Below are 15,166 nucleotides of genomic sequence, written 5' to 3'. Positions count from 1 at the left end.
CTTGGGCACTTCAACATTGATTTTCAAAAGATAAATTGATTGAGAATCAAATTCATTTGCAGGCTTTTTAGAACATTTATTGGCTTGCTAATTTGCATGTTGCAGCATATAAATCCAGTACGGTTTGCACCGCCTGCTCGACCCCCATTGCTGATGTGTCGAGGATATATGCCCCTGATGCTGGCTTGAGCGGCGCTGCGGTGCGGGCACTATCTCTCGCATCGCGTTCCGTCAAATCCTTTATCAAGTCTTCCATATTAGCAGAAAAACCCTTTTCAATCAATTGCTTATATCGTCTTGATGCGCGGGCATCAACACTTGCCGTAAGATAAATTTTCTGGGTTGCGTCAGGAAAAATCACCGTCCCCATATCACGTCCATCTGCCACTAATCCGGGCGCATAACGGAATGCAACTTGCAAATCGACCAAGGCTTTTCTGAGCTCTGGCAATACTGCGATTTTTGAAGCCGCAACACCAATAGATTCCGCTCTGACGGCGTCAGTAACATCTTTATCATCAAGCAACACATGGCCATGTACAAAACGACACGGCAGCTCACGTGCTAATGCGGCCAGACTAATTTCATCATCTAAGGCAATGTGTTTTTGCTGCGCCGACAAAGCCGTTAAGCGATATAAGGCGCCAGAATCCAGGTAGTGGAATCCTAACTGCTTGGCAACGCGGTGCGCCACCGTACCTTTGCCGGAGGCAGTTGGTCCATCAATCGTAATTACTGGCACTATCGACATCATCAAAACAATTCCTTATGGTTAATTTTGGCAAACGCCTCGAAATAATCGGGGAAAGTTTTCGCTACGCATTTAGGATCATTGATACGCATTGCAGCGCCGCGACGAGCAGCGCCATCCAAAGTAGCAAGGGAAAAACACATTGCCATGCGGTGATCATCGTAAGTATCAATAGTAGCAGGCAAAATCTCGGCAGGCGGGGTGACGGTCATATAATCTGCACCCTCTTCGACCAGCGCACCGAGCTTACGCAGCTCTGTCGCCATGGCGGCGATGCGATCTGTTTCCTTAACGCGCCAGCTGGCAATATTACGCAAAGTCGTGGTGCCATTGGCATACAAAGCAGCAACCGCAATCGTCATCGCTGCATCGGGGATATGGTTGAAATCCATATCGATGGCTTGCAATACGCCATTCGATTTAGCCTCTATCCAGTTGTCACCACGTGTGATTGTCGCGCCCATTTTCTCCAAGGCTTCTGCAAAACGCACATCGCCCTGGATACTATGCAAACCAACGCCTTCGACCCGTACTGGCCCGCCAGCAATCGCGCCTGCTGCAAGAAAATAAGACGCAGACGATGCGTCACCTTCGACATGAATCACCTCTGGCGACACATATCGCTGACCTGTCGCAATCGTAAATGCTTGCCAGCCATCGCGTTGCACAGTTACGCCAAAACGCTGCATCAGATTCAAGGTGATTTCGATATAGGGTTTAGAAATCAACTCACCAATCACTTCAATCGTTACATCATGATCACGCGCCATCAGCGGCGCTGCCATTAGCAATGCGGTCAAAAATTGACTGGAGACATTACCTTTGACTTGCAAACAATGCGCATGAATGTGACCGCGACGAATGTGCAGCGGTGGGAAGCCAGGATTACCGGTGTACTCAATCTGCGCACCGACTTGGTTTAACGCATCGACCAGATCACCGATCGGCCGCTCATGCATACGCGAGACGCCGTGCAAGGTGTAGTCGCCACCAATCACTGCCAGAGCAGCGACCAGCGGACGGATCGCCGTACCTGCATTACCCATAAATAAATCAGCCTGATGCTGCGGCAATACACCATCCACGCCAGTCACGGTGTAATTCTGGGTTGCACCGTCCTGTGTCCAATGTACGCCAAGCTTTTGCAACGCCGTCAGCATGACTAAGGTGTCGTCAGACGCCAGCAACTCCAAAATCTGCGTAGTGCCTTGTGCTAGCGCGGCCAGAAGCAAGGTGCGGTTTGAAATACTTTTAGAACCTGGCAAACGCACTGTGCCTTGTGCCTGCATTACAGGATGCAAATCGAGGTAATGTGGATAATGTTTAGCGGCTTGACTCATTTGGCTGATGGACTCATACAGATGTTAGGTGATAACGAGAACTGGTAGGAAACTGCTATTTTTTAAATTTTGGTGAAAAGTAATTAGGGCTTAGGCAAATTTCTCAGGCAAGGACTAGCGACCAAAACATTAGCCTGATAGCTTAGCGCTTTGGAATCTCCGCCTTATATCAGTAAAAGTAGGAGCATGACCAGAATCGGCAACGCAGCCGAAGCAGTTTTGCGCAAATACTGACAATACTTTTACCCCCCACAATCCATACTCCACTAGGGTATATTTAAGTTGTCCATAGAATTATTAGACAATAAGGCTATTTTATAAAAAAATAAGGGGAGTATATTAAATCAATCAGGTAATCACAGCACCTAAGCCATAACATCTGAAGCTCAATCCCCACCCTCTTTGTTCTGCTTCTCAGCGGCTTCTATCGCCTTAATCCAGTTATGTCGTGCCGCCTGCGCATGACTGTAAATCGATTCGATCCCAGATGCGTTGGCGTTCACTAAATGCTCACGCAAAATTGCTAGTCGTGCCGTGTAGGAATCAAGTTCCTGCAACATGGCAGCTCGGTTCGCCAAGGTAATATCACGCCACATCTCTGGCGACGAACCAGCGATCCGCGTAAAGTCGCGAAAACCGCTGGCAGCATATTGAAATAAAGTATCCGCATGCGGCTTGCGCGCAATGTCGTCCACCAGAGCGTACGCCAGCAAATGTGGCAAATGACTGATAGATGCGAACACTGCATCGTGTTCTGCCGGACTGAGATGATGAATGATAGCGCCGCATTGCTGCCACGCATACGCGACTCTGGCAACCGCCTCATCCGTGTTCTCAGGCAAGCTCGTGATCACGGCTTTTTTGCCTACATATAAATCGGCCAGCGCAGCGTCCGGACCATTTTGTTCACGTCCTGCAATCGGGTGCGCGGGCACAAATTGCGCGAGCTGATTGCCCATCACTTGCCGTGCTGCGGCAACTACATCCGACTTAGTGCTACCGGCATCAGTCACAATAGTATTGGGCTGTAAATAAGGCTGAATCGAGGACAAGATCGCTGCCGTCTGTGCGACTGGCGCAGCGATCAATACCAGATCGGCATCCCGCACTGCGGCGGCAGCGGAATCAGCAATCTCATCAATGATGCCGAGTTGCTGCGCACGCTGCAAGGATGCCAAGCTGCGACCGACGCCCACCACGTGCTCAACTGCGCCCGCCTTTTTTAAGGCTAAAGCGAATGAGCCGCCAATCAGACCAACGCCAAAGATGGCGACCCGCTTCAGCCGGTGCTGTTGCTGGTCTTGCGGTGCTATCGACTTCAACTTGTCGTCACTCGTCATCATGTTTCAGGCAGCCAGTATCTCTTTTAGAGCGGTGATAAATGCCGCATTCTCTTCTGGCAAACCAATAGAAATACGCAGGAACTGCGGCAAGCCGTAATTGCCGACTGGACGCACGATGATGCCGCGCTTGAGCAACTCCAGATTGATACGTGCGCCCGCGCTGTCTTCATTACCGACTTTGACTAATACAAAGTTGCCAAAAGATGGCACAAAATCGAGACTCAACTCTTTAAACGCGCTGGTCAGCTGGACGTAACCATCCGCATTCAGTTTTGCGCTTTTTTGCAAAAACTCTGCATCATTCAAGGCAGCGACAGCAGCAGCTTGCGCCATTGAATTGACGTTAAACGGCTGGCGTACACGGTTCAATAAATCAGTGATGCCCGGTTGTGCAATCCCAAAACCAATACGCAAACCAGCCAGGCCATACGCCTTGGACATAGTGCGCGATACCAGCAAATTAGGGAACTGTCTGACCCAGGCGATAGAGTCATATTGCAAGTCGGCGGCGAGGAATTCGTTATACGCTTCATCGAGAACGACAACGACATCGACAGGCACTTTTTTCAGGAAGGCTTCGATCTCCGCCGCCGGCAAAAACGTCCCTGTCGGATTGTTAGGATTGGCGATGAAAACTAATTTAGTATCCGCAGTAATTGCTGCCGCCATTGCGACTAGATCATGTCCAAAATCTTTCGCCGCAACCACAATCGCGCGTCCGCCAACGGCTTGCGTCGCCAATGGATACACGGCAAATGAATATTGTGCAAATACGACCGACTGGCCTGGCTCAACAAAAGAATGTGCAGCCAATTCCAGAATGTCGTTACTGCCATTGCCTAAGGTAATCCAATCTTGCGGCACATTGTATTTCGCCATGATCGCGGCTTTTAATTCAAAGCCATTTGCATCAGGATAGCGCCCCAGATCAGCAGCAGCTTTCAGCATTGCTGCTTGCGCAGATTGCGGTACACCGAGCGGATTTTCATTCGATGCCAGTTTGACGATTTTTGATTCGTCTAGACCAAATTCACGCGCCACTTCAGAGATAGGCTTGCCGCCTTGGTAAGGGGCAATTGCGCGAACATAGGCGGGACCAAATTGTGTAGACATAGCTGCTCCAGAAATTGTCCAGCGTCAGGCTGGATTTACAAAAAAGGGACTTCTAAAATATCTTTAATCGAGATACAGCGCCAGAACGTGTTTGCTAACTCAGCGCAGCACTACTTCGGCGTTGCAAGGCTTTATGGTTTTGCAAGCAATAGCTGCGCCTCGATTCGCTCAAGAATGAGATTTTATAAATCCTTCAAAATTAGTCGTCCATTGTTTGCAAGGCTCTTGGAGCATTTTTGGCTTGAGAGGCTTATTTGTACTGGACATCTAACAATAGAGATTTTAAAAAACTTTTTACCGAGCTTTATTTCATCAAACAGTGCAAGGATAAGAACCTAGTATCTTAAAGAAGGCCGCGTTGTTATTTAAATCCGTCATGGCTTTAGCCACCTTCTCATCCATTACATGGCCTTCTACATCGACGTAAAAATAATATTCCCAATTGCCGGTGCGCGCTGGCCGCGACTCGAAGCGCGTCATTGACACGCCATGCTTGGATAATGGGGCAAGCAAGTTGTAAACTGCGCCGGCTTTATTTGGTACGGCCAATACCAAAGAGGTCTGATCCTTACCGCTCGGCGTTGTTTGCAAACGTCCAATCACAGCAAAACGCGTACGATTGTGAGGATCATCCTGAATGTGCGCACTAACTACGCCAAGCTGATATTGCTGTCCCGCGATTTCACTAGCAATCGCTGCCATCGTTGCGTCACCGCTGGCTATACGGGCGGCTTCTGCATTGGATGCCATGGCTTGACGTTCGATATGAGGATAATGCTGATTCAACCAGGCCTGACATTGCGCTAACGCTTGCGAGTGCGCGCAAATCCGCGTCACACCATCCATCGTGCCAGTTTTAGTCATCAAACTATGCTGTACCGGAATCGCTAATTCACCACTGATTGCAAGGCTGGTCTGGAGCAGTAAATCGAGGGTGCGGTTGATCGCGCCCTCCGTTGAATTTTCAATCGGCACGACGCCGAAATCTGCGGTACCCGCCTCGGTTGCACGGAATACTTCGTCAATCGATACGCAGGGTAAAGCTTGAATCGCATGCCCAAATTGCTGATACACCGCTTGCTCACTGAAAGTACCGACCGGCCCCAAAAATGCCACTACTACTCGACGTTCCAGTGCCCGGCAAGCCGACATAATTTCACGGAAAATCAATTGAATATCCTGACTCGCTAAGGGGCCGGGATTACGTTCAGCGACGCTGCGTAAAACTTGCGCCTCGCGCTCTGGCCGGAATACGGGTGCATTGGTCTCTGCCTTGACATGGCCGACCTCTTCCGCAACACGTGCGCGCTCATTTAATAACGAGAGTATTTGTGTATCGATGGCGTCAATTTTCTGACGCAGAGGGAATAATTTGTTATCGCTCATAAGAAACCTAAAAACCGTTTAGCGAGTTGTTGAAAACGTCGCTGTATACTTCACACTTGTACCAGTCACACTCACACCATTCTCGCTGGTTAGCGTAGCGTGATGGCAATGATGCTAGCCTCTCTTCCGACTTTTGGTCGTTGTCTTTAGCGCCACGGTTTCCAGGTGATGGTGAGTGCCATGCAAAGAAAGGGCTAAAGAAAAGAAGCTATCAGGTTGCTCGCCGCTCATGCATGAGCGCGGGCAAATTCTTTCATAAAACTAACCAGGGCTTGTACGCCTTCGATCGGCATCGCGTTATAAATCGAGGCACGCATACCGCCGACTGATTTATGTCCTTTTAATTGCAACAACCCGTGTTGCTTGGCTTGCGCTAAAAACTCCGCATTTAAACTTTCGTCATTCAAAAAGAACGGCACGTTCATACGTGAACGGCAATCCTTAGCAACCCGATTGACGTAAAAATTTGAGGCGTCTAGATAGTCGTACAACAATTGCGCTTTGGCGATATTTTTTTGCTCCATCGCTGCGACACCACCCTGGCGCTTTAGCCATTGGAATACCAAGCCTGCAATATAGATCGCATACGTGGGCGGCGTGTTGTACATGGAATCATTGTCTGCAACAATTTTCCAGTTAAATGCTGACGGGCAAATTGGTAACGCATCGCCAAGTAAATCGTCACGCACAATAACAATCGTCAAACCGGCGGGGCCGATATTTTTTTGTGCGCCACCAAAAATCACACCATATTTGGCAACATCAATCACGCGCGACAGAATATGCGAGGACATATCAGCCACAATAGGCGCGCCGCCCGTATCGGCATTCACATCCGGTGCGAACTGGTATTCAACGCCATCGATCGTTTCGTTGGTACAGATATGCACGTAAGCTGCGTCTTGAGACAACTTCCAGCTTTCACGTGCCGGGATTGCAGTATGTCCATTGTCTTCTGCTGAAGCGGCAACGTTCACATTACCGTACTTATGCGCTTCTTTGATCGACTTCGCAGTCCATGAGCCCGTGTGAATAAAATCTGCAGTTGCCGGCTGCGGCTTGCGCCCCATCAGGTTCATGGGGACAATTGCGTTTTCACCTAAACCACCACCTTGCAGAAACAGAATTTTGTAATTATCCGGTACTGCCAGCAGCTCGCGCAGATCACTTTGCGCTGCTGCAATAATCGACATAAATTCTGGTCCGCGATGACTCATTTCCATGACCGACATGCCGCTACCATGCCAGTTCAACATTTCTGCTGCTGCCTGCTGCAACACCTCTTTAGGTAATACGGCAGGACCAGCAGAAAAATTGTAAATCGCTGTCCCGTTATTGGTCATGGTATTAGTCACGCTATCGGTCACTGTATCAATCACATTGGCGGTTGCGTCGGTAGCGTCAGTCATCATCGTCACTACTTATTCCGTTGCGGCTTGTTCGCCTTCGGCGCCATTGTCTGTATCTAACTCAATAATCGAATCGACATCGACGTCAGTTTCAACAATGCGTTGCAAACCAGACAGCTTGGTGCCGTCTTCAACAGCGATCAAAGTAACACCTTGCGTTGCACGTCCCATTTCACGGATTTCAGATACCCGTGTACGGATCAAGACACCACCCGTAGTGATCAACATAATTTCATCATTGGTGTCGACCAAGGTTGCTGCTACAACTTTACCGTTACGCTCAGAAGTCTGGATCGCAATCATGCCTTTAGTGCCACGACCATGACGTGTATATTCCAAAATTGGAGTACGTTTGCCAAAGCCGTTTTCAGTGGCCGTCAAGACTGACTGTTGCTCATTCTCAGCAACCAACAATGCGATGACTTGCTGCCCCTCTTCCAAATTCATACCACGCACACCACGTGCAGTACGTCCCATAGGACGTACGTCGTTCTCGTCAAAGCGCACCGCTTTACCGGAATCTGAGAACAGCATCACATCGTGCTTGCCGTCAGTCAGTGCAGCACCGATCAGGAAATCGCCTTCATCCAAATCGACTGCAATAATGCCGGCTTTACGTGGATTACTAAAATCGTTCAGCGGTGTCTTTTTCACGGTACCAAGACTGGTCGCCATGAAAATATAGTGATCTTCAGGGAAGCTGCGGTTGTCACCAGATAGTGGCAAGATCACTGTAATTTTTTCGCCGTCCTGCAATGGGAACATGTTCACGATAGGCTTACCGCGTGAATTGCGAGAACCTTGCGGTACTTCCCAAACTTTTAACCAGTAGAGGCGACCGCGGTTCGAGAAGCACAAGATGTAATCATGCGTATTTGCCACGAACAATTGTTCGATCCAGTCATCATCTTTTGTCGCTGTCGCTTGCTTGCCACGACCACCGCGTTTTTGCGCACGATATTCCGATAATGGCTGCGACTTCATGTAACCGGTGTGTGAGAGCGTGACCACCATATCGACTGGCGTGATCAGATCTTCGGTTTCTAAATCTGTGGCATTGTGTGTAATCTCGGAGCGGCGTACGTCTTTGTTGCCTTCACCGTATTCATTACGCGCTGCTGTCAACTCATCAGTGATGATGACGGTAACACGCTCGGGCTTGGACAAAATATCCAGCAAGTCAGCGATGACAGACATGACGTCTTTGTATTCGTTAACGATCTTATCTTGTTCCAGACCAGTCAAGCGTTGCAAACGCATTTGCAAAATTTCTTGCGCCTGATCGTCGGACAGTTTGTACAAACCATCTTTTTGAATACCGTAATGCTTAGGTAAATTCTCTGGACGGAATGCATCGATACCAGCAGGATTATCAGCAGCAGTGCGTATCAACATCTCACGCACCATGGAGCTATCCCAAGCACGATTCATCAATTCCAACTTAGCCAATGGCGGTGTCGGTGCAGCTTTGATGATGGCAATGAAGTCATCGATATTTGCTAACGCAACTGCCAGACCTTCCAGCACGTGGCCGCGCTCACGAGCTTTACGAAGCTCAAATACAGTGCGACGCGTTACAACTTCACGACGATGTGACAGGAAGCAATCCAGCATCTGCTTCAAGTTCAATAACTTTGGCTGACCATTTACCAATGACACCATGTTCATGCCGAAAGTATCTTGTAATTGGGTTTGCTTGTACAAATTATTGAGCACAACTTCCGGTACTTCACCGCGCTTCAATTCAACCACAACGCGCATACCGGATTTATCTGACTCATCACGAATATCAGAGATACCGTCGAGTTTTTTATCTCGCACCAACTCAGCGATTCGTTCTAGCAAAGATTTTTTATTTACTTGGTAAGGCAACTCATCGACGATCAGAGCAGTACGATTTTCTTTACCAAATTCCTCAAAATGCGTCTTAGCACGCATTACTACGCGCCCCCGCCCCGTGCGGTAACCGTCACGCACGCCAGAGACACCATAAATAATCCCGCCAGTAGGGAAATCTGGCGCAGGAATAATTTCGATCAGTTCGTCAATTGTGCAATCTGCATTGCGCAAGACATGCAAGGCACCATTAATGATTTCAGTAATATTATGCGGCGGAATATTGGTCGCCATACCAACCGCAATACCGGAGGCACCATTGATCAGCAGGTTAGGAATGCGCGTCGGCAATACTGACGGCTCGCGCTCTTTACCATCATAGTTAGGAACAAAATCGACGGTTTCTTTTTCGATATCAGCCAGAATTTCATTGGCGATTTTATCTAGTCGGCACTCGGTATAACGCATCGCAGCAGCATTATCGCCATCCACCGAACCAAAGTTACCCTGACCGTCGACCAAGGTGTAGCGCAAGGAGAAATCCTGTGCCATCCGTACCAAAGTGTCATAAATTGATGCATCACCGTGGGGATGATATTTACCCATGACTTCACCAACTACACGTGCGCATTTTACAAATGGACGGTTATACACGTTGTTCATTTCGTGCATGGCGAATAACACGCGTCTGTGCACAGGCTTTAAGCCATCACGTACGTCCGGCAAGGCACGACCAACGATCACGCTCATGGCGTAATCGAGGTAGCTCTTGCGCATTTCTTCTTCAAGGGAAATCGGGAGTGTTTCTTTAGCGAATTGATCCATTGGCGGGCCGGCAATTTAGAGCTTGGTTAAATAACGATGGGTTGAAAATGACTTGCAATCAAACTCGTGCCTAAAAACTACAACTTAAAAGACCTTCGAATATGAAAATTTAGCCATCTATTTTCAACGCTTAGCTATTGATTTTAACATGCCAATCATGCTGTTCATGTGGTTTTTGAACTTAGCTACCAAGGTGATAATCAGTTATATCATAGTAAGTATTGATCGTTGCTAAGCAAGCCCATACGCAAGATTCCATATTAAATGAGCATTAGCGAATTGCTTAGAGTGCTTTTTTATATATTGAACACTTTCTAAGCATCATCAATGAACAATACAAAAATAGTAACGACTCTCCTTGAACTTATTTGCGCAATAAATAGGTATAAATATTTACCAGGACTTAATTTTGCGTTTAAGCTAAGCATTCAAGACCAAGCGATTTCAAGACAAACATCTAGGTGTTAAAATAACGAATGATATGAGGTCTAAGCGTATTCGTGCGGCGAGGTCGGTTGTTAAAAGACGACACGCACACAAAATGTTACTTTCTTAATTTAACAATTTTGGCTCGCCAATCTGTCTTATGGCAAAATGATTGATGTAAGAGTATGAATTCATTGTCAGAAATTGATACTGAAATAGTATTGTAATCAAGCACGTGGTAGTATCCGATTTTATGCAGCAATTCGCGCAGTTAATTCTGCGATAGAAATCTCACCCGAGAGGAGAAATATGAAAAATTTAGTAAAACTCGTTATCGCAGCTTCCTCAGTAGCCGCTTTTTCAGCATCCGCGCAAGACATGACGGACATCAAAGCAAGCACACCAAACAGTGCTTACGTTCAAGATGGTCGTGGCGTTATTGTTCGTGATCCGTTTGGTTTGTGCTGGCGTACAGGTTACTGGACACCAGCAGATGCTGTTCCAGGTTGCGATGCCCCCCTAGTTAAGCCAGAACCAGTTGTTGCACCAGCACCAGCTCCTGCAGCAGTGGTAGCACCAGCTCCTGCGGTAGTTGTGCCACCTGCGCCAACTTCCGAGAAAGTTACTTTCGCGGCAGATGCATTCTTTGATTTCGACAAAGCAGTGTTGAAATCTGAAGCAAAAACAAAATTGGATGACATGGCATCTAAGCTTCAAGGTATTAACCTCGAAGTAGTTATTGCTGTTGGTCACACTGATTCTGTTGGTTCCGATGCATACAACCAAAAACTGTCGGTAAGACGCGCAGAAGCTGTTAAAGCTTATTTGGTGAGCAAAGGTATTGAAGCTAATCGTGTTTACACTGAAGGCAAAGGCAAAAAACAACCTGTTGCTGACAACAAAACAGCTGAAGGCCGTGCACAAAATCGTCGCGTAGAAATCGAAGTTGTTGGTACACGTAACGTAAAATAATTTGTTTGCCCTCGGGCCGGCTAATTACTCAAAACCCTGCCTAGGTAGGGTTTTTTCATTGCTGCTGCAGCTTATATGCGCTGACGAAATATGCCCTACAATAATGCTTTTATAAGTAAGGTGGCAAAGTCATTTGCCCAATATTATGTCAACTCAAAACGTCGATCCAGCAGAAATTCAAAAATTTAGTGACTTAGCTCATCGCTGGTGGGATCCCACATCTGAATTTCGTCCTTTGCATGAAATAAACCCACTTCGTCTTGAATGGATTAATAGTCGAATCCCGCTCATCGGAAAAAAAGTAATTGATATCGGCTGTGGCGGTGGAATATTAGCGGAATCGATGGCTAAAAAAGGTGCCAACGTAACAGGCATCGATTTGTCTGAGAAAGCATTAAAGGTCGCAGACTTGCACGGACTAGAATCTGGCGTCAGCGTACGTTATGAGAAGATTGCTGCGGAAGACATTGCTGCTCGTGAACCTGCACAATATGATGTAGTCACCTGTATGGAAATGCTGGAACATGTCCCTAATCCTGCATCCGTCATCCAAGCTTGTACTGCGTTAGTAAAACCAGGTGGGCAAGTTTTCTTCTCCACACTTAACCGCAATCTTAAATCGTATCTGTTTGCGATCATCGGTGCAGAATATTTACTGCAACTGCTCCCAAAAGGAACCCATGATTATGCCAAGTTTATTACTCCGGCCGAGCTGTCGCAAGCCATTCGCAACGCTGGCCTGCAAGTCGATACATTCAGAGGCATGGGTTACAACCCGCTGACAAAAATTTACTCCCTTAATCTTGACACTAGCGTCAACTATCTCGTAGCCTGCACTCGTCCTGCTTAGCGGATGGTCACTTCCGGCTATCAAGTCCAGACTTACGATCCTCGACAGCAAATTAATACAATGTGACAGATATAAGAGTAAATTAATCTATGCAAGCTCCCCTCGCAGTTTTGTTCGACCTCGATGGTACATTAGCTGATACAGCTCCCGATCTAGCGGCAGCAGTCAATCTAATGCGCAGTAAACGTCAATTGTTACCAAGTCCATACGTAAGCCTGCGCCCTTTTGCCTCGGCCGGCGCACGCGGTCTCCTCAAAGCCGGATTTGACGTAATTCCAGACCACCCAGAGTACGACGCAATGCGTGTAGAGTTTTTAGAAAACTACGCAAATAACATCGCTGATCAAAGCAAGCTTTTTACAAACATCCAAAATTTGTTAAAAGGATTAGAAGAGTTAGGTATCGTTTGGGGAGTTGTGACGAATAAAGCAGCTCGGCTTACCGATTTGCTAATCCCGTTGATTGGCTTACAAAATGCAGCGTGCATCATTTCTGGAGATACCACAGCGCACCCTAAGCCACACCCGGCTCCACTTTTAGAAGCCGCGCGCCGAATCAAGATCAAACCTCAGAATTGTTGGTATGTTGGAGACGATTTGAGAGATATCCAGGCTGGAAACGCCGCAGGCATGTACACGGTTGCTGCAGCGTGGGGATATTGTGGCGCAGTAGAACCAACCCACTGGAAAGCTGGTGGCATAGTCGATTCCCCTCTAGAGCTGCTGGAGCTGATTCGTGCCAAGCATGCTCAAACAGTTAATTAGATTACGCATTATTACCGCATCGCCTAGTTACGCGTTACAATACAACTCTGTTTGGGGACGACCTGGCTTCGACAGGGGTTGCAAAGCAGCGCAGGGCATACCGAGGCCTGACTACCTCGTAAATACAATCAGAACTATCTAACTGCAAACGATAACTCGTACGCATTAGCAGCTTAATTGCTTGCTAACTCTACACCGTTTCTTCCCTAGGGCGGGCTGGCAACAGCAGTAGAGTCATTCATAGGGAATCGCTATAAGTCGGGTTACTTGGCTAATGGCTAAATAATAGGCAACTCGTCCAGCCGAAGCGTGTGCGTCCGCGTCGTATGGATTAAATTAAATGGCAGCACTAAGTATGTAGAACTGTCTGTAGAGTACTTCTGGACGCGGGTTCGATTCCCGCCGTCTCCACCAATTACATGTTTTAAGATGTTTAAAGCAATACAAAAAACCGCAAATCTCCTAGGAGACTGCGGTTTTTTTATGTTTTAACGTTCAATGTCATCCATTGACATCCGGGGGTATCAGGGGGAATATTTGGGGGTACACCAGAAAAATTCGACATATCTTAGGGAGATATACCCCCATGCCACTCACCGATATCCAAGTCCGCACGGCAAAACCAACTGAGAAGCCCTTTCGTCTCGCCGACGAACGAGGCATTTATTTAGAGGTCGCTGTGAATGGCTCTAAATACTGGCGCCTCAAATACAGGCTCCATGGCAAAGAGAAATTAATGGCTCTCGGCGTATATCCCGAAGTTAGCCTCAAGGAAGCGCGTGATAAACGAGATGCCGCTAGAAAACTCGTTGCAGAAGGTATCGATCCTCTTGCACATAAGAAAGCCAAAAAGTCAGCAGCAATTATTGATGCAACAAGTATGTTTGAAACCGTTGCTCGCGAATGGTTTTCAAAATACTCCCCAAACTGGGTGGCAAATCATGCGTCAAAAATCATTAATCGACTTGACGCTGATATATTCCCCTGGCTAGGCAAGAAAGATATCAAATACATAACAGCTCCAGAACTATTGGAAACGCTACGACGAGTAGAAGGCAGAGGCGCAATTGAAACAGCGCATAGGATCTTGCAAAATTGCGGTCAAATCTTTCGTTATGCGATTGCTACTGGACGCGCCGAACGCGATATTTCAGCAGACCTCAAAGGCGCAATTCCCCCAACGAAGCAAAAACACCATCCCACAATCACCGAGCCTAAAGCCGTTGCTAGTTTATTACATGTGATCAATGGCTATGAAGGCACCTTTGTTACTAAATGTGCCTTACAACTTGCTCCGCTGTTATTTGTGCGCCCCGGAGAATTGCGTCACGCAGAGTGGACAGAATTTAATTTTGAAACATCTGAATGGCGCATTCCCGCCGAGAAAATGAAGATGCGTACACTGCATATCGTGCCACTCTCTACCCAAGCGTTAAAAATACTCAACGATATCAAACCATTAACGGGAGATGAAAAGTATCTATTCCCTGGAGCAAGATCAAAAGATCGTCCTATGAGCGAAAATACAATCAACGGCGCCCTGCGCAGATTAGGCTACAGCTCGGAGGAAATGACGGGACACGGTTTTAGAAGTATGGCGTCGACTCTTCTAAATGAACAAGGTTGGAATCGAGACGCTATCGAGCGACAACTTGCGCACGGAGAGCGAGACCAAGTCCGCGCTGCCTATAACTATGCAGAACACCTCCCAGAAAGGCGAAAAATGATGCAAGCATGGGCGGATTATCTTGACGCTTTGACAATAAATGGTATTGTTTTAGGTGATTTTGATAAGGCAGCCTGATTTTTCTAAATGAACGAGAAAACATTATGTTAGCATTAAAAATGGCTCCCAAAAAAAACCGAATGCGATTGAAAGACAGAAACAATCCAATCGAAAAAAATGTCCCTGATTTTTTGGATGAAGTATCTATACCTGACGCGATAATTTTTATTGCTAACCGAATTAAAAATCCAACTGACATATTTGAGAAGCAGGTAGAGCTAGTAAAAAAGAGAGTCGACTATGCGCTTAAATGCAATACATTGGTACCTAGGTAATCCCCCCATTTTTAATGCGGCCGATAAGTAGAGGCTAAGCGGCAAGTGCTAGCTTTTGTTTCGGGGTAATGCCGCCGATCCCAGTATTGG

General features: G+C 47.2%; 12 protein-coding genes and 1 other RNA gene. 6 read left to right on the top strand and 7 right to left on the bottom strand.

Going from position 1 to position 15,166, the window contains the following annotated elements; translation table 11 throughout:
* Positions 1-76 precede the first annotated feature (76 nt).
* The 7 genes from cmk to gyrA form a co-directional block, all read right to left on the bottom strand.
* Entirely contained in the window at positions 77-754 is a 678-nt protein-coding gene (cmk, locus tag AAKU64_RS07485; protein ID WP_354331734.1) for a (d)CMP kinase, read from the bottom strand.
* Complete coding sequence (aroA, locus tag AAKU64_RS07480; RefSeq protein WP_354331718.1) at positions 754-2,091, bottom strand: 3-phosphoshikimate 1-carboxyvinyltransferase; 1,338 nt, start codon at positions 2,089-2,091, stop codon at positions 754-756. The genes cmk and aroA overlap by 1 nt, the downstream gene beginning before the upstream one ends.
* A gap of 386 nt (positions 2,092-2,477) precedes the next feature.
* Positions 2,478-3,431, bottom strand: a complete 954-nt coding sequence (locus tag AAKU64_RS07475) for a prephenate dehydrogenase (RefSeq protein ID WP_354331736.1) — start codon at positions 3,429-3,431, stop codon at positions 2,478-2,480.
* Between the two features lie 6 nt (positions 3,432-3,437).
* Entirely contained in the window at positions 3,438-4,547 is a 1,110-nt protein-coding gene (gene hisC, locus AAKU64_RS07470) for a histidinol-phosphate transaminase (RefSeq protein WP_354331720.1), read from the bottom strand.
* Between the two features lie 312 nt (positions 4,548-4,859).
* Entirely contained in the window at positions 4,860-5,933 is a 1,074-nt protein-coding gene (pheA, locus tag AAKU64_RS07465) for a prephenate dehydratase (RefSeq protein ID WP_354331721.1), read from the bottom strand.
* 227 nt (positions 5,934-6,160) lie between these two features.
* Positions 6,161-7,276: a 3-phosphoserine/phosphohydroxythreonine transaminase gene (gene serC / locus AAKU64_RS07460; protein WP_354331738.1), complete on the bottom strand. Its 1,116-nt coding sequence runs from the start codon at positions 7,274-7,276 to the stop codon at positions 6,161-6,163.
* Between the two features lie 78 nt (positions 7,277-7,354).
* A complete protein-coding gene (gyrA, locus tag AAKU64_RS07455) occupies positions 7,355-10,003 on the bottom strand; it encodes a DNA gyrase subunit A (protein ID WP_354331722.1) in 2,649 nt (882 codons plus the stop codon).
* Between the two features lie 735 nt (positions 10,004-10,738).
* Between gyrA and ompA the strand changes: the two genes are divergently transcribed.
* From ompA to AAKU64_RS07425, 6 genes are all read left to right on the top strand, one after another.
* The gene (gene ompA, locus AAKU64_RS07450; RefSeq protein WP_354331724.1) at positions 10,739-11,401 is read left to right on the top strand and encodes an outer membrane protein OmpA; all 663 of its coding nucleotides are present in this window, start codon (positions 10,739-10,741) and stop codon (positions 11,399-11,401) included.
* A gap of 145 nt (positions 11,402-11,546) precedes the next feature.
* Positions 11,547-12,251 carry a bifunctional 2-polyprenyl-6-hydroxyphenol methylase/3-demethylubiquinol 3-O-methyltransferase UbiG gene (gene ubiG, locus AAKU64_RS07445; RefSeq protein WP_354331726.1) on the top strand — a complete coding sequence of 235 codons (705 nt, stop codon included), beginning with the start codon at positions 11,547-11,549 and terminating at the stop codon, positions 12,249-12,251.
* An 89-nt stretch (positions 12,252-12,340) separates the two neighbouring features.
* On the top strand, positions 12,341-13,015 hold the full coding sequence (locus AAKU64_RS07440; RefSeq protein ID WP_354331728.1) for an HAD family hydrolase: 675 nt from the start codon (positions 12,341-12,343) through the stop codon (positions 13,013-13,015).
* 53 nt (positions 13,016-13,068) lie between these two features.
* Positions 13,069-13,429, top strand: a transfer-messenger RNA (tmRNA) gene (ssrA, locus tag AAKU64_RS07435).
* Between the two features lie 172 nt (positions 13,430-13,601).
* The gene (locus tag AAKU64_RS07430; RefSeq protein WP_354331730.1) at positions 13,602-14,819 is read left to right on the top strand and encodes a tyrosine-type recombinase/integrase; all 1,218 of its coding nucleotides are present in this window, start codon (positions 13,602-13,604) and stop codon (positions 14,817-14,819) included.
* A 26-nt stretch (positions 14,820-14,845) separates the two neighbouring features.
* A complete protein-coding gene (locus tag AAKU64_RS07425; protein WP_354331732.1) occupies positions 14,846-15,076 on the top strand; it encodes a hypothetical protein in 231 nt (76 codons plus the stop codon).
* The last annotated feature ends 90 nt before the right edge of the window (positions 15,077-15,166 follow it).

The sequence above is a fragment of the Undibacterium sp. GrIS 1.8 genome (genome assembly GCF_040544445.1).
Taxonomy (GTDB): domain Bacteria; phylum Pseudomonadota; class Gammaproteobacteria; order Burkholderiales; family Burkholderiaceae_D; genus Undibacterium.
Note: the sequence above shows the minus strand (reverse complement) of the source record. Positions and strands in the feature narration are given on the sequence as shown.

Excerpts from the sequence above, each read along its gene's own strand:
- AAKU64_RS07430 (WP_354331730.1), top strand. The coding sequence starts at position 13,602 with ATGCCACTCACCGATATCCAAGTCCGCACGGCAAAACCAACTGAGAAG.
- AAKU64_RS07440 (WP_354331728.1), top strand. The coding sequence starts at position 12,341 with ATGCAAGCTCCCCTCGCAGTTTTGTTCGACCTCGATGGTACATTAGCT.
- ubiG (WP_354331726.1), top strand. The coding sequence starts at position 11,547 with ATGTCAACTCAAAACGTCGATCCAGCAGAAATTCAAAAATTTAGTGAC.
- ompA (WP_354331724.1), top strand. The coding sequence starts at position 10,739 with ATGAAAAATTTAGTAAAACTCGTTATCGCAGCTTCCTCAGTAGCCGCT.
- AAKU64_RS07425 (WP_354331732.1), top strand. The coding sequence starts at position 14,846 with ATGTTAGCATTAAAAATGGCTCCCAAAAAAAACCGAATGCGATTGAAA.
- AAKU64_RS07475 (WP_354331736.1), bottom strand. The coding sequence starts at position 3,431 with ATGACGAGTGACGACAAGTTGAAGTCGATAGCACCGCAAGACCAGCAA.
- hisC (WP_354331720.1), bottom strand. The coding sequence starts at position 4,547 with ATGTCTACACAATTTGGTCCCGCCTATGTTCGCGCAATTGCCCCTTAC.
- gyrA (WP_354331722.1), bottom strand. The coding sequence starts at position 10,003 with ATGGATCAATTCGCTAAAGAAACACTCCCGATTTCCCTTGAAGAAGAA.
- aroA (WP_354331718.1), bottom strand. The coding sequence starts at position 2,091 with ATGAGTCAAGCCGCTAAACATTATCCACATTACCTCGATTTGCATCCT.
- serC (WP_354331738.1), bottom strand. The coding sequence starts at position 7,276 with ATGACCAATAACGGGACAGCGATTTACAATTTTTCTGCTGGTCCTGCC.
- cmk (WP_354331734.1), bottom strand. The coding sequence starts at position 754 with ATGATGTCGATAGTGCCAGTAATTACGATTGATGGACCAACTGCCTCC.
- pheA (WP_354331721.1), bottom strand. The coding sequence starts at position 5,933 with ATGAGCGATAACAAATTATTCCCTCTGCGTCAGAAAATTGACGCCATC.